The sequence below is a fragment of the Bacteroides sp. AN502(2024) genome (assembly GCF_041227145.1).
GTDB lineage: Bacteria > Bacteroidota > Bacteroidia > Bacteroidales > Bacteroidaceae > Bacteroides.
In genome coordinates this window covers 1-20,582 of record NZ_JBGFSP010000003.1, presented here as the reverse complement: position 1 = coordinate 20,582, position 20,582 = coordinate 1, and the positions used below count along the sequence as shown (strand labels likewise).

Sequence of the window (20,582 nt, the reverse complement as noted above, 5' to 3'; positions counted from 1 at the left end):
AAAAAGAATACGGACTAACCGCGTGGAATGAGTGATTAAATAATAAACAAGAAAAATATAAACCATTTTAAAACTGAAAATTATGTTACTATCAGTATTGTTACAAGCCACTGCAACAGCAGTAGGAGTTAGTAAATTAGGTGCGACTATCGGTGCGGCTCTTGTAGTACTCGGAGCTGGTTTGGGTATTGGTAAGATCGGTAGTTCGGCAATGGAAGCAATCGCACGTCAGCCGGAAGCATCGGGAGACATCCGTATGAGCATGATTATCGCTGCTGCCTTGATTGAAGGTGTGGCACTGTTGGCGGTAGTAGTCTGTCTGTTGGTGTTCTTCCTCTAAAAGGGAGACACCTCCATACAGCTTTTTAATTTGTAATCTTTAATTTTTAATTAAAAGGTATGTCATTACTATTACCGGATAGTGGCCTGCTGTTCTGGATGTTTCTCTCATTCGGGATTGTGTTCGTGGTATTGGCGAAATACGGCTTCCCCATCATCATCAAGATGGTGGAGGAGCGTAAGGCCTATATCGATCAGTCTTTGGAGGTGGCGAGAGAAGCTAATGCCCGGTTGTCTAAACTGAAAGAAGAAGGCGAAGCATTGGTGGCAGCTGCCAACAAAGAACAAGGACGCATCTTGAGGGAAGCAATGGAAGAACGTGACAAGCTTATTCACGAGGCTCGTAAACAAGCCGAGATTGCCGCACAAAAAGAACTGGATGCGGTGAAACAACAAATCCAGATAGAGAAAGACGAAGCCATCCGCGATATCCGTCGTCAGGTAGCCGTACTATCTGTGGACATCGCCGAGAAAGTGCTCCGCAAGAGTCTTGAGGACAAGGAAGCACAGATGGAGATGATCGACCGTATGCTGGATGAAGTACTAACCCCGAATAAGAACTAAAGAAGATGGAAGTCGGAATACTCTCAATGCGTTATGCTAAAGCTGTTATTGAATACGCTCAGGAAAAAGGTATGGAGGATAGGTTGTATCAGGAATTTCTGGCCCTGTCTCACAGCTTTTGTGAACAGCCGGGTTTGCGCGAAGCACTTGATAATCCGGTCATCACGACTAAAGAAAAGTTGGCGTTAGTCTGCACGGCTGCTGATGGCGACGGAAAATCGACTAGAGAGTTTGTCCGTTTTATCACTTTAGTACTGCGCAACAGTCGTGAAGGCTATCTGCAATTTATCAGCCTGATGTATCTGGATCTTTACCGGAAACTGAAGCACATCGGAACAGGCAAGTTGATCACAGCCGTTCCTGTCGATAAGGAAACGGAAAGCCGGATTCGTTCCGTGGCAGAGCGTATCTTGCATGCTCGGATGGAACTGGAAACGGTGGTGGATCCCTCTATTGAAGGCGGATTTATCTTCGATGTCAATGACTATCGGCTGGATGCAAGCGTTGCCACGCAGTTGAAGCGAGTGAAACAACAATTTATTGATAAGAATAGGAGAATTGTATAATGTCTGAAAATATAAAAGTAAGCGAAGTATCTGATATATTGCGCAAGCAGCTCGAAGGAATCAACGCCAATGTGCAACTTGACGAAATGGGTACGGTGCTCCAGGTGAGCGACGGTGTAGTGCGTATCTATGGATTGCGGAATGCCGAAGCCAATGAATTGCTGGAGTTTGACAATGGTATCAAAGCAATCGTGATGAACCTCGAAGAGGATAACGTGGGAGCTGTGCTGTTGGGACCGACGGACAAGATTAAGGAGGGATTCGTCGTAAAGCGTACCAAACGTATCGCCTCTATCCGTGTGGGAGAGAGTATGCTGGGACGTGTGATCGACCCGTTGGGTGAACCGCTCGATGGTAAAGGACTGATTGGCGGCCAATTGTATGATATGCCATTGGAGCGGAAAGCTCCGGGGGTAATTTACCGTCAGCCTGTGAACCAACCGCTGCAAACCGGACTGAAGGCGGTAGACGCTATGATTCCTATCGGTCGCGGACAGCGTGAGTTGATTATCGGCGATCGTCAGACGGGAAAGACTTCCATCGCTATTGATACGATTATCAACCAGCGTAGTAACTTTCTGGCAGGGGATCCTGTATATTGTATTTATGTAGCTGTGGGGCAGAAGGGGTCTACCGTTGCTTCTATCGTTAATATGCTTCGTGAGTACGGAGCACTGGACTACACGATTGTTGTGGCTGCTACGGCAGGTGATCCGGCCGCATTGCAGTACTACGCTCCATTTGCGGGTGCTGCCATCGGTGAGTATTTCCGTGATACCGGTCGTCATGCGTTGGTGGTCTATGACGACCTTTCCAAGCAGGCGGTAGCTTATCGGGAGGTTTCTTTGATTCTTCGCCGTCCGTCCGGTCGTGAGGCTTATCCGGGGGATATCTTCTATCTGCACTCCCGACTGTTGGAACGTGCTGCCAAGATTATCAGTCAGGAGGAAGTAGCACGCGAAATGAACGACCTTCCGGAAAGTCTGAAGGGGATTGTCAAAGGTGGTGGTTCGCTCACGGCATTGCCTATCATCGAAACTCAGGCTGGTGACGTATCGGCCTATATCCCGACGAATGTGATTTCTATCACCGACGGACAGATATTCCTCGAAACTGACTTGTTCAACCAAGGTACGCGTCCGGCTATTAATGTCGGTATCTCCGTATCCCGTGTAGGTGGTAACGCGCAGATTAAGGCTATGAAGAAAGTGGCGGGAACATTGAAGATAGACCAGGCTCAATATCGTGAATTGGAGGCTTTCTCCAAGTTTAGTAGTGATATGGACCCGATTACCGCACTGACCATTGATAAGGGACGTAAGAACAGCCGGCTGTTGATTCAGCCTCAATATAGCCCGATGCCCGTAGAGCAGCAGATTGCTATCCTCTACTGTGGTACACACGGACTTCTCCACGATATCCCCTTGGATAAGGTGCAGCACTTTGAACGCAGTTTCATCGAATCCCTGCAACTGAATCACCAGGAGGATGTATTGGATGTACTGAAAACGGGAGTGATTGACGATAAGGTGACTAGGGGTATCGAAGAGACTGCCGCTATGGTTGCTAAACAATGGATCTGATCAGCCTTTAATTTTGAATTCTTAATTTTTAATTACCACTATGGCTTCACTGAAAGAAGTAAAAACCAGAATAAATTCGGTAAAGAGTACCCAAAAAATCACTTCAGCAATGAAGATGGTGGCTTCTGCCAAATTACACAAGGCACAAGGAGCCATTGAGAACATGCTACCTTATCAGAAGAAGTTGAACAAAATTCTGACTAACTTCCTAAGCTCGGACCTGTCCGTTGAATCTCCTTATGTGCAGGAGCGGGAAGTGAAGCGTGTGGCAATCGTTGTTTTTTCTTCGAACACTTCTCTTTGTGGGGCTTTCAATGCTAATGTCATCAAAATGATGATGCAGATTATCGAGGAATTCCAAACTTTAGGACAGGATAATATATTGATATTCCCGGTAGGTAAGAAGGTCGATGAAGCTGCCAAAAGGATGGGATTCAAAACGCAGGAGGTTTCTCCGACGCTCTCCGACAAACCGACGTATCGGGAGGCTGCTGAACTGGCACACCAACTGATGGATATGTATGTAGCAGGGGAAGTGGACCGTGTGGAAATAATCTATCATCACTTCAAATCAATGGGGATGCAGATTCTTCTCCGTGAGACGTATCTTCCGATTAATCTGACGAACGTGGTGGGTGAAGAGGATAGAAACAAGGAGGGAAGCAGAGGTGAGGAAGATATACAGGAGAACGAAATTACTAATGATTATATCATCGAACCAAACGCGGAAGAATTGATCGCCAGTTTAATCCCAACTGTATTGAACCAGAAGATCTTTACCGCCTCTGTCGATTCCAATGCATCGGAACATGCTGCACGTACGCTCGCTATGCAAGTGGCTACGGACAATGCAAACGAGCTGATTCAAGATTTGACAAAGCAGTATAATAAGAGTCGTCAGCAGGCGATTACAAATGAATTGCTGGATATTGTGGGAGGCTCCATGAAGTAATCTTCTTTCTTTTGTCTTGAAACAAAAGAAAGAAGCAAAGAAAAATTCAAGGCTGACTTTTTTCTCCTACTCGCTTCCTTCACTTCGCTAAAGGGCAGAAACTCGCTACGCTCAAACAGTCTGCCCTTCTTAACGCTCCGTTACGGGCGCTCGCCTGACGGAGAAAAAGTAGGCCGGGGAGCTTGGCGGGGTGGGGTACCGGATAGGTATTGTAATTTTATCATATATTGTTCTGCTTTGCTATATTAAGTCGTATAACGTCTGCGGCTTTTATATAGTAAAGCTTTCCACATTGTAAGGCTTTCACGCCGCAGGTCTTCCGGCCTCGTTTTTCCGGTGTTAAGCGCCGCAGTAGCCGGAAAAACGTAGCCTTGATTCTTTCTTTTTGGTTCTTTTTCTTTCGTATCAAGACGAAAGAAAAAGAATATTAATTAACTTTACCGAAAATTGGAAAAAGCATGGAAAATAATCCGGAGCTGCAACTTGCTTGGCAGTTTATTGAAAATACAGGCACACATTTATTTCTTACCGGAAAAGCAGGAACCGGGAAAACGACATTTCTTAGGCGATTGAAAGAACATACTCCCAAGCGCATGGTCATTTTGGCTCCGACAGGGATTGCAGCCATCAATGCGGGAGGTGTAACGATTCATTCTTTTTTTCAGTTGTCTTTTGCTCCTTTTGTGCCCGAAACCACCTTTAATTCTTCCCAGACACATTATCGTTATAGTAAAGAAAAGCGGAATATTATCCGTAGTATGGATTTGCTGGTTATTGATGAGATCAGTATGGTACGTGCTGATTTGCTGGATGCGGTGGATGCAACTCTGCGGAGATATCGCGATAGAGAGAAACCATTTGGTGGGGTGCAACTGTTGATGATTGGAGATTTGCAACAGCTGGCGCCTGTCGTGAAGGATAATGAGTGGGAGTTGTTGAGAAAACATTATGAGACTCCTTATTTCTTTGCAAGTCATGCCTTGAAAGAGACAGTATATGTGACGATTGAACTCAAGAAAGTATATCGTCAGAGTGACACGTTCTTCCTTTCTTTATTAAACAAAATCCGGGAGAATAAGGCGGATGATGAAGTGCTGAATGAACTGAACCGTCGTTATCAGCCCAGTTTCCAACCACAAAAAGAAGAAGGATATATTCGTCTGACGACGCATAATTATCAGGCGCAGAGGGTTAATGATCGGGAACTGGCATCGTTGCCCGGTAAGGCATATAATTTTAGTGCCGAGATTGAGGGGGATTTTCCTGAATATTCGTATCCTGCGGATAGACTTCTGACAATTAAGGAAGGAGCACAGATAATGTTTCTGAAGAATGATCCATCGTCCGAGAAACGATATTATAATGGTATGATTGGTGAGGTGGCAGTGGTTAATGAATCGGGTATTGTGGTGCGTGGTAAAGGGGATAGCTCCGAGTTTCAGTTGTTGCCGGAAGAGTGGGGGAATTATAAGTATGTATTGAATGAGGAGACGAAGGAAATCACTGAAGTGATAGAAGGGACGTTCCGTCAGTATCCTATTCGTCTGGCATGGGCTATTACGATACATAAGAGTCAGGGCTTGACATTTGAGCGTGCCATTATTGATGCGCGGAATTCCTTTGCACATGGGCAAACTTATGTGGCTTTGAGTCGTTGCAAGTCGCTGGAAGGCATAGTGTTGGAATCTCCTTTGCGCAGGGAAGCCATAATAAGTGATGCTACGGTGGATCATTTCACTCAAACGGTGGAGCAGAACAAGCCGGACAGTCGTCAGTTGAACGATATGCAAAAGGCGTATTTCTTTGATTTGTTGAGTGATTTGTTTAATTTCTATTCGATCGATCAGGCCTATAAACGATTGCTTCGTCTTATAGATGAAGATTTGTATAAGCTCTTTCCGAGGCAGTTGGCTGAATATAAGGCGTTGGCTCCCCATGTTAAAGAGAAGATTGTAGAGGTATCTCAACGTTTCCGCAATCAGTATACCCGGTTGATACAGGAGAGGGAGGATTATGCGACGAATCAGGAATTACAGGAGCGGATTCGTTCCGGTGCCGGGTATTTTCATAAGGAGTTGGAACCGGTTCGTGCTTTGTACAATAAGACTAACATGCCTCTTGATAATAAAGGGTTAAGAAAGCTGTTGGCAGAACGTATGCAGGCGTTGGATGATGCGTTGTGGATTAAAGAATCTTTGTTGAAAGCTGTGTCTGCGAGAGGGAAGTTTGCTGTCACGGATTATTTGAAGTTGAAGGCTAAAGTAATGTTGAGCCTTGAAGATGATTCTACCTCTTCCGGTTCTTCGAAAGCTTTGAAGGAGAAGAAAGACCCCAAGGAGCGGAAAGGGCTGGCACGGGGTGCTGAAAAGGCAAAGGTGGAGGTTCCTACGGATATTCTGCATCCGGAGCTTTACCGTGCCTTGTCTGAATGGAGAGCTGCCAAAACACGTGAGACAAATCTTCCTGCTTATGTTATTATGCGACAGAAGGCATTGATGGGAATTGTGAATCTGCTACCCGATAGTCCAAAAGCTTTGGAGGCGATACCTTATTTTGGGGCAAAGGGAGCGGAGAAATACGGACTTGAAATCTTAGGCATTATTCGAAAGTATATAGCTGATAATCAATGTGAAAGGTCGGAGAAGGAGAAGAAGAAGGAGGCGAAGAAAGATACGAAGTTGATTAGCTATGAAATGTTCCGTCAGGGAATGAATATAGATGAAATAGCCAAGGCTCGCGATTTGGTAGCAGGAACGATTGCCGGACATCTGGAGCATTACGTCCGTTTGGGAAAGATCAAAGTGGAGCAGGTGGTGAAAGCTGAAAATATAGCAAAGATCCGCAAGTATTTGGATGAACATGAATACATGGGAATATTCGCTATTAAGGTAGCATTAGGAGACGATGTCTCCTATGCTGATATAAAGTTTGTATTGGCTGCTTCCAGGCATTGACAGATTATTTCGGGAATATCCGGCGTATGGACATAAAAAAAGGAGCAACGCCTTGCTCCAACCTTTGTTAACCTTAAATCTAATACTATGAAAAACACATTGTAAATGTACGTACTTTTGGCAATTTTGCAAATAAATCAAGAAAAAAAGTGCGTTTTATAATATAAATTAATAATTAATTCTTCTGATTCTATCTTTATTAAGGTTTCGGACTGCTTTATTCTCCTTTGTTCTCCTTTATATCCCTTTGGTGTATATTTCAATTCTGTATACGATATAAACTTTCGAACAGAAAAATAAATGGCAATGATTGCTGGAAGTAAGGCATGGAATTGATATATTTGTTTCGGAGAATATAAAAACAGGTTTTATGAAAGCATTATTTATTGGAGGAACGGGTACTATCAGTACAGATGTAGTTACATTGGCACAACAGAGAGGGTGGGAGATTACCTTACTTAATCGCGGTTCGAAAAAGATGCCGGCAGGAATTCGTAGCATCATTGCGGATATTAATGATGAAGAAACTGTAGCAAAAGCCATTGCGTTTGAACATTATGATGTGGTTGCACAGTTTATCGGCTATACGGCAGAAGACGTAAAGCGTGATATTCGCCTGTTTCAGAATAAAACTCGGCAATACATCTTTATCAGCAGTGCCTCTGCCTATCAAAAGCCATCGACTGATTATCGTATTACCGAAAGCACCCCTTTGGTTAATCCCTACTGGCAGTATTCCAGAAACAAGATAGAAGCGGAAGAAGCATTGATGGCAGCCTATCGGACAAGTGGTTTTCCGGTGACTATCGTTCGTCCCAGCCATACCTACAATGGAACCAAATCTCCTGTAGCCATACATGGTGATAAGGGAAACTGGCAGATTCTCAAACGGATTCTTGACGGCAAACCTGTTATTATTCCCGGTGACGGATCCTCTTTGTGGACTCTGACTCACTCCAAAGATTTTGCCAAAGGCTATGTCGGACTGATGGCAAATCCACATGCCATTGGGAACGCTTTTCATATCACTAGCGATGAAAGTATGACCTGGAATCAGATTTACCAGACAATTGCCGATGCGTTAGGCAAACCATTGAACGCATTGCACGTAGCATCCGATTTCCTTGCCAAACATAGCGATCATTATGATTTCAGGGGGGAACTCTTAGGAGATAAAGCGACTACGGTTGTCTTTGATAATTCGAAGATAAAGCGGATTGTTCCGGATTTTATATGCCATATTTCCATGATGGAGGGATTGTGGCAAGCTGTACGCTATATGCTTTCCCATCCGGAAACCCAAACACCCGATCCGGCATTTGATGCGTGGTGTGACCGTATAGCCCATGCAATCAGTGCGGCAGATAAAGCCTTCTGATGTTAATAAGGAGTATTGTTTAATAAGGAGCATTTCTTCCTTGCTGCACCTCAATCCGTATTCCGAAATTACCATTAGCAGATTTCAGTTCGAATGCTCCTCGGAAATTGTTCCTTTCCCAAGGCATGGCGCTGCGATTAGGCACTCGCCAGCCATCCTTGTTGTAATCTCCATAGGTATTGATTCTCATTCCGTTTTTCAGTTTGAAAGATCCCATCTGCATAAACTGAGGAGAAGAAGATAATCCCCAGCCATATCCGTATCCAAAACTGGAAAACCCGGAGTGAGAGGACGAAGAAAAAGAGTCTGTGAATCCTTGAGAATAGGTAATATCCCTATTCAAACGAAAGAGCTGATTATAATCTTTCGTCATATCAGGTATATCTAATTTAAATTGGGGAAGCTGGGGAGTGGCTACGTTCATTAACCCCATATCCAATAGAAAACCGCCAAACTCTTTGATATTGGCAGATGGAGCACGACGAATGCTATCGGAAGGTATTTCCGACTGTGCGGATGCAAAACCGACCGATAATATCAGCGAAAGAAATAGAATCAGTTTTTTCATCTTCGTAAAGGTTGATTTATCGCAAAGATATGTATTTTCCACCTGACTATCTGCTTCCGTTATGTTTTCTTAGAAAATTACCCTCGTTACGGATAGTTGTAACAAGGGTATATAAGAAACAAAGCTGATAGCATTGTAGCTATTAGCTTTGAAATCGTTTTTTAATAAGCAAAAAGAGGATATTTCTTCATTGTCTCATTGACACGTGCACGTACTTGGGCTATAGCGTCTTCATTTTCTACGTTAGACAATACAGTCTCGATCATTTCAGCAATTTCGAGCATCAAATCTTCTTTTGCACCACGGGTAGTGATGGCAGGAGTACCCAGACGGATACCGGAAGTCTGGAAAGCCGAACGGCTGTCGAACGGAACCATGTTCTTGTTAACGGTAATATCAGCAGAAACCAATGCTTTTTCTGCCACTTTACCTGTCAGATCAGGATATTTGCTACGTAGGTCGACCAACATAGAATGGTTGTCCGTACCGCCGGAAACGATGGTAAAGCCACGCTCAATCAAAGCCTGTGCAAGTACAGCGGCGTTCTTTTGCACCTGTTTGGCATATTCCTTAAATTCTGGTTGCAGGATTTCACCGAAAGCAACGGCTTTAGCAGCAATTACATGTTCCAACGGACCACCTTGGATGCCCGGGAATACGGCAGAATCCAGTAATTGAGACATCATCTTGATCTCACCTTTCGGAGTGGTCTTACCCCACGGATTGGGGAAATCCTTACCCATCATGATGATACCACCACGAGGTCCGCGAAGTGTTTTATGTGTAGTAGAAGTGACGATATGTGCATATTTAACCGGATTCTCGAGCACTCCGGCAGCGATCAGACCGGCAGGATGAGCCATGTCGATCATCAGGATAGCGCCAACTTTGTCAGCGATTTCACGCATACGTTTGTAATCCCATTCACGGGAGTATGCAGAGCCACCACCGATAATCATTTTCGGTTTCTCACGCAGAGCGACTTCTTCCATCTGGTCGTAGTCAACGCGTCCCGTTTCTTTGTTCAGGTTATATTCGCAAGGAGTATAAATGATACCGGAAGTGTTTACCAGTGAGCCATGAGAAAGGTGTCCGCCATGGGCAAGATTTAATCCCATGAATTTGTCGCCCGGATTCAGCACAGCGAGGAAAACAGCGGCATTGGCTTGTGCTCCCGAGTGTGGCTGTACATTGGCCCATTCAGCGCCAAATATTTTTTTCAGGCGGTCAATAGCGATTTGTTCGCTTTGGTCTACTACTTCGCAACCTCCGTAGTAACGTTTGCCGGGATAACCTTCTGCGTACTTGTTAGTGAGGCAAGATCCCATTGCCTGCATTACCTGATCACTCACAAAATTTTCTGATGCAATCAGCTCGATTCCTTTCAACTGACGTTGATGCTCTTTTTCGATGATGTCGAAAATTAAGTCGTCTCTTTTCATTCTTTTATAAGTAAGATTAAATTTCTAATTCGAGATACCTATTTTAAGCGTACAAAGTTAATGAAAATAAATAAAGAATGAAGGAACTGCAAGAAAAATGTTAGTGAAAAGCGGGATTTAATGATATATTATTCTTAAAGAATGAACCCCAGCGAAAAACTTAATGCGCTGTCGCGGCGGCGGAAAATAATATTACTCACCCCTGTGCTCCCGTCAGAATTGATGTTGTCGTAAATGATGGACTTGGAGATATTTCCGATACCTTGTTCATAGCGGAAATCGAAGAAGATGCGGGAGATGTTGACACCTATGCCGATTACTGCACAGACATTGAACGGATACAGCTTTTCATGAATCCCCTTCTGATCGAAATTCTTAAACGTGATATCATTGCGCTTTCCCCATAAGTAGCGAAGTTTGGGACCAGCGAAGATAGACATTCCGTAAGGTCCTTTTTTCACTACATTATAGCCGTATAGAACGGGGAAATCCACACTGTGCAACACCGATTGTACCGAAGCATAATCAGGCTCAATGGCAGGATGCTGCGAACCGAGCTTGTCGAAAGTGATCTCACATTTGCTTACATTATACGATACCTCCGGCTGAATGAAATGCTTTTTCATATTGATGCGCATGAAGAGGGCACCGAAATAACCTATCTTGTAGTTATTCTGTACCTCATCGATAGTCACATCCTTTATTTTCAGTTCAGACACCATAAACATGGAAGAGTTGAATCCTGCTTTGATTCCAAAATTTATTTTTTTGGTATTGGGACGGTTCACTTTATTGGCATTATAATTCTGACCGACAGCCGGACAGGCTATGGCTAACAAGCTGAAAAGAATGAATTTCCGCAGCATATTCATGGTGGTACCGTACTTTTTATGATTTCTTCTTTTCTACACTCCAACCGAATTTTCCGATTTTCTCTCCCAGATTATAATATCCTCCGTGCATATATACCAGCGGATTGGCTTCTGCCAGTTCCAGCTTTCCCGTTTCGGGATTCAAGTTCCGGTCGTCCGCACGCACATTTACCACGTCAGCGATAAACATATCGTGTGAGCCTAGAGAGATAATTTCTTTTACCCGACATTCAATACAAAGAGGCGATTCTTCAATCAGCGGTGCGCTGACCACCGTACATCGTCCGGGTGTCAGTTTCATCTCTTCAAATTTATGATAATCACGTCCCGAACGGACTCCGCACCAGTCGGTGGCAAAAGCCATATCTTTCGTTGTCAGGTTGATGACAAACTCCATGTTTCTTTTGATAATCTCATAAGAATAACGTTCCGGACGTACAGATATATAACACATGGGCGGGTTCGTACAAATCGTACCCGTCCATGCTACTGTGAACACATTATATTCGCTTTTTTCTTTTCCGCAGCTGACCAGTACGGCCGGAAGCGGATAAATCATCGTTCCTGGTTTCCAGTCCTGTTTCATAGATAAAGTTATAGGATTGTAATCTCTTCACGTTTCTGTTCTTTCTCGCAATAATGGCATTTTACGATGCAATTCTCCTTGTCTATCACATGAAAGATCGTGTCCATCGGTTCGTTGTTGGTGATACATTTCGGGTTGGCACATTTCACGATACCGTGAAGTTCATCCGGCATTTTTACCTCTTTCTTTTCTACCACCTCGTAATCACGGATAATATTCAGTTTGACGTGTGGGGCAACTACTGAAATACGGTTAATCTCTTCATCGCAGAAAAATTTATCTGCAATTTTAATGATTCCTTTTTTACCCAGCTTTTTGCTGTCGAGATTGAACCCGATAGTGATATTGCTGGTCATTTGTTCCACACCGAGCAGTTGCACTACGGTAAAGAGCTTTTCGGATGGGATATGGTCAATCACTGTCCCGTTTTTCAGGGCAGCTACTTGCAATGCTTGTTTATTTTCGCTCATAATAAAATATCGTTTTTAACGTCATCTAATGTGATACCTAACACATCGCAAAGGATAGCTTCGCGGGCATACAGACCGTTTTGTGCCTGTTGGAAATAATATGCTTTCGGGTTGTCATCCACATCATAAGCGATCTCGTTGACACGGGGAAGCGGGTGCAGGATACGCAGGTTCGGACGCGTATTCTCCAGCATTTTGTTACGGAGAATATATACATTCTTCACCCGTTCATATTCCATCAGGTCGGTGAAACGTTCACGCTGTACACGTGTCATGTAGAGAATATCCGCGTCAGCGATAATCTCCTCGGTAAAGTCCGTATGTTCAATGTATTTTATTTGGTGCGTTTTACAGTAAAGTTTGTATTCTTCCGGCATTTTCAGCTCTTCGGGGGCGATAAAATGGAAAGTCGGATTAAAATGTCGCATGGCCATTAGCAATGAATGTACTGTGCGGCCGTATTTCAAGTCACCTACCAGAAATATGTTCAGATTTTCCAGCGTTCCTTGTGTCTTGTAGATAGAGTAGAGGTCGAGCATGGTCTGCGACGGGTGTTGGTTGGCTCCGTCACCGGCGTTGACGATAGGTACCGGGGCTACTTCACTGGCATACCGCGCAGCTCCTTCGAGATAATGTCGCATGACAATAATATCAGCATAGTTGCTTACCATCATGATGGTGTCTTTTAGTGTTTCCCCTTTGGAAGAGCTGGTAGCTTTGGGGTCAGAAAATCCGATGACTCGTGCACCGAGACGGTTGGCAGCTGTTTCAAAACTCAAGCGGGTACGGGTGGAAGGCTCAAAGAACAGGGTTGCTACAACCTTACCTTGTAATAACCGGCGATTGGGGTTCATTTCAAACTGCTTCGCCATTTCGAGCATGTAGAGGATTTTTTCTTTAGAATGTTCGGCAATGGTTACTAAACTTCTGTTTTCCATTTTGTTATCTTTTATGTGGATAGAACTTGTTTTACCGGAGTGTAAAGGTACAAAGAATTTGTGAAAAGCACAGATTTTTCGTCTCTTTTTTACTGCTCATAATTAGTTAATTTTTTAATATTAATAAATCTTAATTAGAGGATAATATCTGGAAAGTGAAATTGAACTTGCAAAAAGATTTGTTCTTTTGTCGCTTGTCGAATAGTATATATAAAATAATTAATGATGCAAATGAGGAACAAAAATGGATTTAGCCGGTGTGGGGAGAACTACATCGTTCGTTTACGACAGGAGGGTCGTTATTCAACAGCGCATGTCTATCAGAATGCCCTTTATTCTTTCAGCAAGTTTTGCGGCACGTCCCATGTGTCGTTCGGACAGGTCAGCCGTGGAAGTTTGCGGCGTTACGGTCAGTACCTTTACGGGTGTGGTTTGAGACTGAATACGATTTCCACGTATATGCGTATGCTTCGTAGCATTTACAATCGGGGAGTGGAAGCTGGCATTGCGCCTTATGTGCCTCGACTGTTCCACGATGTTTATACGGGAGTGGATGTCCGCCAGAAGAAAGCCCTGCCCGCCGTCGAATTGCATAAGCTTCTATATGAAGATCCCAAGTCGGATCGATTGCGTCGAACACAGGCCATTGCCTGCCTGATGTTCCAGTTCTGTGGAATGTCGTTTGCTGATCTGGCCCATCTGGAGAAATCTGCCTTGGATCAGAATGTATTGCGGTATAACCGAATCAAGACCAAGACTCCGATGAGTGTGGAAGTGCTTGATACGGCAAAGGAGATGATCAACCGGCTCCGTAGCCGTCAGGATTCTCGTCCTGATTTTCCGGATTATCTGTTTGACATCCTTAGTAGTGACAAGAAACGGACGGATGAACGGGCTTATCGGGAATACCAGTCCGCCCTGCGTCAGTTCAATAATTGTTTGAAAGACTTGGCCAGAGCCTTACATCTGAAGTCTCCCGTCACTTCTTACACCCTCCGCCATTCCTGGGCCACGACCGCCAAGTATCGGGGAGTATCGATCGAAATGATTAGTGAATCATTGGGACACAAATCTATCAAAACCACACAAATCTATTTGAAAGGCTTCGGTCTTCAAGAACGTACAGAGGTAAATAAGGGGAATTTATCTTACATCAGGAACTATCGTTCAGGTAAATGATTAACGGTAAGGTGTTAGAAATCAATATCGAAATATGTCTGTTACTTCTTAGGTAACGGATAATTATTCGATGCAAAGATATGTAAAAATACAAATAACAAACAAGTAAAATCTTCATTTTTTTACAGATTTGTTGAAATATGCAACAAAAATCTATCCGGACATGATGGCGTTGTCTGATCATGTCTTAAATTCTTATACCCTGTTTTCAAAGCTGCTTTTCCCTTCGCTTAGGTTAGAAAAACATCCTTGTAGGCAGCTCCTGTCCATGTTTTTCTGCTTTCATCTGTTTTCCCTGTGAATGAGTACCTTATCCGTTACCTAAGAAGTAACGGACTAGTATGGGGTAAAAAAGTATGATTCTAACGCAAGAGACTTTGAGTGCTGGGCCTAGTAATGGGACAGGGGAAGGCGTAGCACACCCTAAACGCTGGTATGTCGCCTTGGTTCGTATGCATCATGAGAAGAAAGTGGCCGAGCGTTTAGGCAAGATGGGGATTGAGAATTTTGTACCGGTCCAGCAGGAAGTACATCAATGGAGCGACCGCCGCAAGGTGGTCGAATGTGTGTTGCTTCCCATGATGGTTTTTGTACATGCGGATGGGAAAGAACGCAAAGAAGTCCTTTCCCTGTCTACGGTGAGCCGGTATATGGTCATGCGCGGTGAGAGCAGTCCTGCAGTAATTCCCGATGATCAGATGGCCCGTTTCCGTTTTATGCTCGACTATTCGGAAGAGGCGATCAGTATGAACAGTGCTCCCTTGGCACGTGGTGAGAAGGTCCGCGTCATCAAAGGTCCTTTGACGGGGCTTGTGGGTGAGCTTGTCACGGTTGGCGGCAAGAGTAAGATTGCTGTCCGTCTGAATATGCTGGGATGCGCCTGTGCGGACATGCCGGTGGGCTATGTCGAACCTGTGAAACTTTAATCTTAATATCTGATTGTATTTCTGATACGCAATTATTTCATTTATACAACAATGGAAAATACGTTAAAGGGCATAGTGCAATATGTCCGCAAAAATTATTTCAGTTATTGGGTTGTTTTAGGAATTGACACAGCACTTTCTGTATTGTGCTCATTGGTCGCTTATGCTGTCATTCATTATATGGGTCATGTTCCAATGAGCGACCGTCTGCTCTGTCAATTGGTCGTCTTCTCTTTGACGGCAAGTGTCGCAGGTTCCTTATTGTTCCATACTTACCGTAATACGATCCGTTTTTCCCAGGCCCGCGAACTGTGGCGTATCATCTGTGCGGTATTATTCAAAGTTGTCTGTCTGGCTATCATCTCTTTTGGGCTTATCTGTGAGACCCGGCTGCCGGATCAATATAAAGTATCCTGCCTTCTGTTTGACGGGTTGTTGACCATGGTGATTCTGACAGTCTTCCGTGTATCATTGATCATCGTCTATGACCTGCTGCTGGATTGGGTGAACAAGAAGAACACGCGTATCCTAATCTACGGTACCGACGAAAAGAGTGTAGCCTTGAAACTGCGTCTCCGTAACAGTGCCCATTATAAGGTGGCAGGCTTTTACGTTTATGGCAAAACCAACAGCCGCCGCCGTCTGACGGATCTTCCCGTCTATTACTTTGAGAGCGGGTCTGATGTGGACTATATCATACGTAAGCGCGGAATTAAGGGTATTCTTTTTGCCCGTTACGAGGACACCCGTCAGGAAGAGAAACGGCTTCTGGAATATTGCAAGGACCATGGACTCAAGACACTGATCGCCCCTACCATCAGCGAGGCCGATTCCGACGGGAACTTTCACCAGTGGGTCCGCCCCATCAAGATCGAGGATCTACTTGGCCGTGCGGAAATCAACATCAACCTCCGTCAGGTTGCGGAAGAGTTCCGTGGCAAAGTGGTGCTGGTGACCGGTGCCGCGGGCAGTATCGGCAGTGAGCTTTGTCGCCAGCTGGTACAGATGGGGATTCAGAGACTCGTCATGTTCGACTCAGCGGAAACTCCCCTTCACAATGTCCGTCTGGAGTTCGAGAAGAACTATCCCGGGATGGATTTTGTCCCTGTGATCGGTGACGTCCGTGTGAAGGAGCGTGTCCGTATGGTATTTGAGCTCTACCATCCCCAGATCGTCTTTCATGCGGCCGCCTACAAACACGTTCCTTTGATGGAGGAGAATCCCTGCGAGGCTGTCCTTGTCAATGTGATAGGTTCGCGACAGGTTGCCGACATGGCGGTGGAATACGGTGCGGAGAAAATGGTCATGGTCTCCACGGATAAGGCTGTGAACCCCACGAACGTGATGGGCTGTTCCAAACGACTGGCTGAAATCTACGTGCAGAGCCTGGGTTGTGCCATCGGTGAGGGAAAGGTGAAGGGTCGTACCCGTTTCATCACGACCCGCTTCGGTAATGTGCTGGGCAGTAACGGTTCGGTCATTCCCCGCTTTAAGGAACAGATCGAGAACGGCGGGCCTGTGACGGTCACCCATCCCGATATCATCCGCTTCTTCATGACCATCCCCGAAGCCTGCCGTCTGGTGATGGAGGCCGCCACGATGGGCCAGGGCAATGAGATCTTTGTCTTTGAGATGGGGCAGGCGGTGAAGATCGTTGACCTGGCTACGCGCATGATCGAGTTGGCGGGCTACCGTCCGGGTGAGGACATCAGGATCGAGTTCACCGGCTTGCGTCCCGGAGAAAAACTCTATGAGGAAGTGTTGAGCGACAAGGAAAATACGATTCCCACCGGGAACAAGAAGATCATGATAGCGAAGGTGAGAAGATATGAATATGCCGATATCCTTGACACGTATGAAGAGTTCGAGAAGCTGTCGCGTGCGGTAAGGATCATGGATACTGTCAGACTCATGAAGAAAGTGGTTCCTGAGTTCAAATCAAAGAACTCACCGAGATTTGAGGTATTGGATAAAGAATAATAAACCAAATGTTTTTTTATGAATAAATCATTTTACATGTATATGAATATGCAAAGTGTGGGACGCCATGTATTTGCCTGCCTGGTTGTGATATTATTGCTCGCTTCCTGCCAGTCATATAAGAAAGTACCTTATCTTCAGGATGCGGAAGCTGTGCAGCAGACCGTGCAACAGGAGAGTCTGTATGATGCCAAGATCATGCCCAAGGACCTGCTTACCATTGTGGTCTCATGTACCAGTCCGGAATTGGCTGTCCCTTTCAATCTGACAGTGGCCAGCCCTGCGGGTGTGGCTGCCGGTACTACCCAGCTGACTACCCAACCTGTCCTGCAGCCTTATTTGGTGGATAATGAAGGGAAGATCAACTTTCCTGTCCTGGGTGAGTTGAGAATCGGAGGACTGACCAAAAGAGAGGCCGAACAACTGATCATAGACAAGCTGAAACCCTATATCAAGGAGACCCCGATCGTGACCGTCCGTATGGTGAACTATAAGATCTCCGTACTGGGTGAGGTCACCCGTCCCGGCACGTTTACAATCAGCAATGAGAAAGTGAACCTTCTGGAAGCCCTTGCCATGGCTGGTGACATGACCGTCTGGGGAGTCCGTGAGAATGTCAAATTGATCCGTGAGGGTGCTGACGGTAAACAGGAGATCATAACACTGGATCTGAACAAGGCGGAAACCATCCTTTCTCCGTACTACTGGTTACAGCAGAATGACATCGTTTATGTGACCCCGAACAAGGCGAAGGCACGTAACTCCGATATCGGTAACAGTACCAGTCTTTGGTTCTCCGCCACCTCTATCCTGGTGTCATTGGCAAGTTTATTGGTAACCATTTTCAAATAGTAATATAGAATAGTAACATAGATATGATTGAGGAAAAAGGAGAGAACCGCTTTGAGCAACCGGAAGAGCAGATGAATATTCAGGAAATCCTTTTCCGCTGCCTGGTCCATTGGCCCTGGTTCGTGGTTTCGGTGATTGTGTGTATCGCTTGTGCATGGGGATACCTGCGCCTGGCAACGCCCGTTTATAATATATCCGCCACGGTCCTGATCAAGGATGACAAGAAAGGCGGCGGTACCAGCATGTCCTCCGAACTGGAGAAAATGGGACTGGACGGTTTCGTCTCCTCTTCGAGCAACGTGGACAATGAGATCGAGGTGCTGAAATCCAAGTCACTGGCAAGAGAAGTGGTCAACAATCTGAGTTTATTCGTGACTTACAAGGATGAAGACGAGTTTCCCGTCAGGGAACTTTACCGCACCTCACCCGTGGTGGTGAGCCTGACTCCTCAGGAGGCGGATAAGCTTCCTCATCCGATGGAGGTGAGTATGACCTTGCAGCCTGCGGGCTCGATGGATGTTCGGATTGCTGTAGGGGAAAAGGAATACCGGAAACAGTTTGATAAACTGCCTGCCGTATTCCCTACCGATGAGGGTACGGTCGCTTTCTTTGCGAATACCGATACACTGTCATCGGTCCGTCCGGACAGCGTGACACAGGAACGTCGTATCACCGCTTTCATCCACAGGCCTTCTTCCGTAGCGAAAGGATATGCCACTGCTCTCTCGATATCTCCCACGTCGAAGATGACTTCTGTAGTGGTGATATCGTTAAAAGATTCAGACGTTCGCCGCGGTAAGGACTTCATCAACAAGTTGCTCGAGATGTATAATGTGAATGCGAATAATGACAAGAATGAGGTCGCCCAGAGAACGGCGGAGTTCATCGATGAGCGTATCGGCATTATTTCCAGGGAACTTGGCAGTACGGAACAGGACCTGGAGAACTTCAAGCGTAGCGCGGGGATTACGGATCTGAGCAGTGAGGCACAAATAGCCTTGACCGGAAACGCCGAATACGAGAAGAAGCGGGTGGAGAACCAGACCCAGATCAATCTGGTGATGGATCTGCAACGCTATATGAAAGGTTCGGAATACGAAGTCCTGCCGAGCAATATCGGACTGCAGGATGCGGCATTGGCGGGAGCGATAGACAGATACAATGAGATGCTGGTCGAGAGGAAGCGCCTGCTCCGCACCTCTACCGAGAGCAACCCTACGATCATCAATCTGGATACGGGTATCCGTGCGATGCGTAGCAATGTTCAGGCTACGTTGGATGCCACCTTGAAAGGACTGCAGATCACCCGGGAAGACCTTGCCCGTGAGGCTAACCGCTATTCGCGTCGTATCAGTGACGCTCCGACTCAGGAACGCCGTTTCGTGAGCATCGCCCGCCAACAGGAGATCAAGGCAGGCCTTTATCTGATGCTGCTTCAAAAACGTGAGGAGAACGCCATCACCCTGGCCGCTACCGCGAACAATGCCAAGACGATCGATGAGGCGCTGGCGGATGACGATCCGGTTTCTCCAAAGGGACTGATGATCTATCTCATCGCCTTGTTGTTAGGAGTGGGTCTTCCTGCCGGTATCGTCTATCTGATCGGCTTGACCCGCTTCAAGATCGAGGGACGTTCGGATGTCGAGAAGCTGACCTCTCTTCCTGTTATCGGTGATATCCCGCTGGCGGATGAGAAGTCCGGTTCCATCGCCGTATTTGAGAATCAGAACAACCTGATGAGCGAGACCTTCCGTAATGTGCGTACGAACCTCCAGTTCATGCTTGAGAACGGAAAGAATGTGATTCTGGTGACCTCCACCATCAGTGGCGAAGGCAAATCCTTCGTGTCGTCGAATCTGGCAGTCAGCCTTTCGCTGCTGGGTAAAAAAGTGGTGATAGTGGGCCTTGACATCCGTAAACCGGGGTTGAATAAGGTTTTCAAACTATCCACCAAGGAACGTGGCATCACCCAGTTCCTGACCAACCCGAGTATGGACCTGATGGATCTGGTCCAACCGTCTGATGTAAACAGGAACCTGTTTATCCTTCCGGGTGGGACAGTCCCTCCCAATCCTACTGAACTGCTTGCCCGTGACGGACTGGACAAAGCCATTGAGATATTGAAGAAGAATTTTGATTATATCATATTGGATACGGCACCGGTTGGTATGGTTACCGATACATTGCTGATCGCACGTGTGGCAGATTTGTCGGTCTACGTCTGTCGTGCCGATTATACCCACAAGGCGGAATTCACATTGATCAATGAACTTTCCGAGAACAAGAAACTGCCTAATCCCGGTATTGTCATAAACGGTCTGGATTTGAATACCAGAAAATACGGGTATTACTACGGTTATGGTAAATACGGTAAGTATTACGGCTATGGCAAGCGTTATGGTTATGGCTACGGTCATGGAGAGAAGCATGCCG

At 45.7% G+C, this 20,582-nt stretch carries 18 protein-coding genes; 12 read left to right on the top strand and 6 right to left on the bottom strand.

Annotation, left to right across the window (positions count from 1 at the left end; genetic code table 11):
• Positions 1-82: 82 nt before the first annotated feature.
• The 7 genes from atpE (at position 83) to AB9N12_RS00095 (ending at position 8,336) form a co-directional block, all read left to right on the top strand.
• Positions 83-340 (top strand): ATP synthase F0 subunit C, encoded by a 258-nt coding sequence (gene atpE, locus AB9N12_RS00125; protein WP_369888935.1) that lies wholly within the window; start codon positions 83-85, stop codon positions 338-340.
• Between the two features lie 59 nt (positions 341-399).
• A complete protein-coding gene (atpF, locus tag AB9N12_RS00120; protein WP_369888934.1) occupies positions 400-903 on the top strand; it encodes a F0F1 ATP synthase subunit B in 504 nt (167 codons plus the stop codon).
• Between the two features lie 5 nt (positions 904-908).
• On the top strand, positions 909-1,469 hold the full coding sequence (locus AB9N12_RS00115) for a F0F1 ATP synthase subunit delta (protein WP_369888933.1): 561 nt from the start codon (positions 909-911) through the stop codon (positions 1,467-1,469).
• Positions 1,469-3,052: a F0F1 ATP synthase subunit alpha gene (gene atpA / locus AB9N12_RS00110; RefSeq protein ID WP_369888932.1), complete on the top strand. Its 1,584-nt coding sequence runs from the start codon at positions 1,469-1,471 to the stop codon at positions 3,050-3,052. The genes AB9N12_RS00115 and atpA overlap by 1 nt, the downstream gene beginning before the upstream one ends.
• A 40-nt stretch (positions 3,053-3,092) precedes the next feature.
• Entirely contained in the window at positions 3,093-4,004 is a 912-nt protein-coding gene (locus tag AB9N12_RS00105; protein ID WP_369888931.1) for a F0F1 ATP synthase subunit gamma, read from the top strand.
• 458 nt (positions 4,005-4,462) lie between these two features.
• Entirely contained in the window at positions 4,463-6,958 is a 2,496-nt protein-coding gene (locus AB9N12_RS00100; protein ID WP_369888930.1) for a helix-turn-helix domain-containing protein, read from the top strand.
• 370 nt (positions 6,959-7,328) lie between these two features.
• The gene (locus tag AB9N12_RS00095; protein ID WP_369888929.1) at positions 7,329-8,336 is read left to right on the top strand and encodes an SDR family oxidoreductase; all 1,008 of its coding nucleotides are present in this window, start codon (positions 7,329-7,331) and stop codon (positions 8,334-8,336) included.
• 19 nt (positions 8,337-8,355) lie between these two features.
• Here the strand turns inward: AB9N12_RS00095 and AB9N12_RS00090 are convergent, their stop codons facing one another.
• The 6 genes from AB9N12_RS00090 to pyrB form a co-directional block, all read right to left on the bottom strand.
• Complete coding sequence (locus tag AB9N12_RS00090) at positions 8,356-8,904, bottom strand: occludin (protein ID WP_369888928.1); 549 nt, start codon at positions 8,902-8,904, stop codon at positions 8,356-8,358.
• Positions 8,905-9,065: 161 nt separating this feature from the next.
• Positions 9,066-10,346 carry a serine hydroxymethyltransferase gene (glyA, locus tag AB9N12_RS00085; RefSeq protein WP_369888927.1) on the bottom strand — a complete coding sequence of 427 codons (1,281 nt, stop codon included), beginning with the start codon at positions 10,344-10,346 and terminating at the stop codon, positions 9,066-9,068.
• Positions 10,347-10,480: 134 nt separating this feature from the next.
• Positions 10,481-11,218, bottom strand: a complete 738-nt coding sequence (locus AB9N12_RS00080; RefSeq protein ID WP_369888926.1) for a porin family protein — start codon at positions 11,216-11,218, stop codon at positions 10,481-10,483.
• Positions 11,219-11,234: 16 nt separating this feature from the next.
• Complete coding sequence (locus tag AB9N12_RS00075; RefSeq protein WP_369888925.1) at positions 11,235-11,804, bottom strand: flavin reductase family protein; 570 nt, start codon at positions 11,802-11,804, stop codon at positions 11,235-11,237.
• 8 nt (positions 11,805-11,812) lie between these two features.
• A complete protein-coding gene (pyrI, locus tag AB9N12_RS00070; RefSeq protein ID WP_369888924.1) occupies positions 11,813-12,274 on the bottom strand; it encodes an aspartate carbamoyltransferase regulatory subunit in 462 nt (153 codons plus the stop codon).
• Positions 12,271-13,212, bottom strand: coding sequence for an aspartate carbamoyltransferase (gene pyrB / locus AB9N12_RS00065; protein WP_369888923.1), 942 nt, complete (start codon positions 13,210-13,212; stop codon positions 12,271-12,273). Before pyrB ends, pyrI begins: the two co-directional genes overlap by 4 nt.
• A gap of 231 nt (positions 13,213-13,443) precedes the next feature.
• Here pyrB and AB9N12_RS00060 point away from each other — a divergent pair, with 231 nt between their 5' ends.
• The 5 genes from AB9N12_RS00060 to AB9N12_RS00040 form a co-directional block, all read left to right on the top strand.
• Positions 13,444-14,391 (top strand): tyrosine-type DNA invertase cluster 3b, encoded by a 948-nt coding sequence (locus tag AB9N12_RS00060; RefSeq protein WP_369888922.1) that lies wholly within the window; start codon positions 13,444-13,446, stop codon positions 14,389-14,391.
• 356 nt (positions 14,392-14,747) lie between these two features.
• Complete coding sequence (locus AB9N12_RS00055) at positions 14,748-15,317, top strand: UpxY family transcription antiterminator (RefSeq protein WP_369888921.1); 570 nt, start codon at positions 14,748-14,750, stop codon at positions 15,315-15,317.
• 51 nt (positions 15,318-15,368) lie between these two features.
• Positions 15,369-17,297 carry a polysaccharide biosynthesis protein gene (locus tag AB9N12_RS00050; protein WP_369888920.1) on the top strand — a complete coding sequence of 643 codons (1,929 nt, stop codon included), beginning with the start codon at positions 15,369-15,371 and terminating at the stop codon, positions 17,295-17,297.
• A gap of 18 nt (positions 17,298-17,315) precedes the next feature.
• Positions 17,316-18,149, top strand: coding sequence for a polysaccharide biosynthesis/export family protein (locus AB9N12_RS00045; RefSeq protein WP_369888919.1), 834 nt, complete (start codon positions 17,316-17,318; stop codon positions 18,147-18,149).
• 23 nt (positions 18,150-18,172) lie between these two features.
• The coding region (locus AB9N12_RS00040) for a GumC family protein (RefSeq protein ID WP_369888918.1) at positions 18,173-20,582 on the top strand (2,410 nt) is incomplete at its 3' end.

Excerpts from the sequence above, each read along its gene's own strand:
- atpE (WP_369888935.1), top strand. The coding sequence starts at position 83 with ATGTTACTATCAGTATTGTTACAAGCCACTGCAACAGCAGTAGGAGTT.
- atpF (WP_369888934.1), top strand. The coding sequence starts at position 400 with ATGTCATTACTATTACCGGATAGTGGCCTGCTGTTCTGGATGTTTCTC.
- AB9N12_RS00115 (WP_369888933.1), top strand. The coding sequence starts at position 909 with ATGGAAGTCGGAATACTCTCAATGCGTTATGCTAAAGCTGTTATTGAA.
- atpA (WP_369888932.1), top strand. The coding sequence starts at position 1,469 with ATGTCTGAAAATATAAAAGTAAGCGAAGTATCTGATATATTGCGCAAG.
- AB9N12_RS00105 (WP_369888931.1), top strand. The coding sequence starts at position 3,093 with ATGGCTTCACTGAAAGAAGTAAAAACCAGAATAAATTCGGTAAAGAGT.
- AB9N12_RS00100 (WP_369888930.1), top strand. The coding sequence starts at position 4,463 with ATGGAAAATAATCCGGAGCTGCAACTTGCTTGGCAGTTTATTGAAAAT.
- AB9N12_RS00095 (WP_369888929.1), top strand. The coding sequence starts at position 7,329 with ATGAAAGCATTATTTATTGGAGGAACGGGTACTATCAGTACAGATGTA.
- AB9N12_RS00090 (WP_369888928.1), bottom strand. The coding sequence starts at position 8,904 with ATGAAAAAACTGATTCTATTTCTTTCGCTGATATTATCGGTCGGTTTT.
- glyA (WP_369888927.1), bottom strand. The coding sequence starts at position 10,346 with ATGAAAAGAGACGACTTAATTTTCGACATCATCGAAAAAGAGCATCAA.
- AB9N12_RS00080 (WP_369888926.1), bottom strand. The coding sequence starts at position 11,218 with ATGAATATGCTGCGGAAATTCATTCTTTTCAGCTTGTTAGCCATAGCC.
- AB9N12_RS00075 (WP_369888925.1), bottom strand. The coding sequence starts at position 11,804 with ATGAAACAGGACTGGAAACCAGGAACGATGATTTATCCGCTTCCGGCC.
- pyrI (WP_369888924.1), bottom strand. The coding sequence starts at position 12,274 with ATGAGCGAAAATAAACAAGCATTGCAAGTAGCTGCCCTGAAAAACGGG.
- pyrB (WP_369888923.1), bottom strand. The coding sequence starts at position 13,212 with ATGGAAAACAGAAGTTTAGTAACCATTGCCGAACATTCTAAAGAAAAA.
- AB9N12_RS00060 (WP_369888922.1), top strand. The coding sequence starts at position 13,444 with ATGAGGAACAAAAATGGATTTAGCCGGTGTGGGGAGAACTACATCGTT.
- AB9N12_RS00055 (WP_369888921.1), top strand. The coding sequence starts at position 14,748 with ATGATTCTAACGCAAGAGACTTTGAGTGCTGGGCCTAGTAATGGGACA.
- AB9N12_RS00050 (WP_369888920.1), top strand. The coding sequence starts at position 15,369 with ATGGAAAATACGTTAAAGGGCATAGTGCAATATGTCCGCAAAAATTAT.
- AB9N12_RS00045 (WP_369888919.1), top strand. The coding sequence starts at position 17,316 with ATGAATAAATCATTTTACATGTATATGAATATGCAAAGTGTGGGACGC.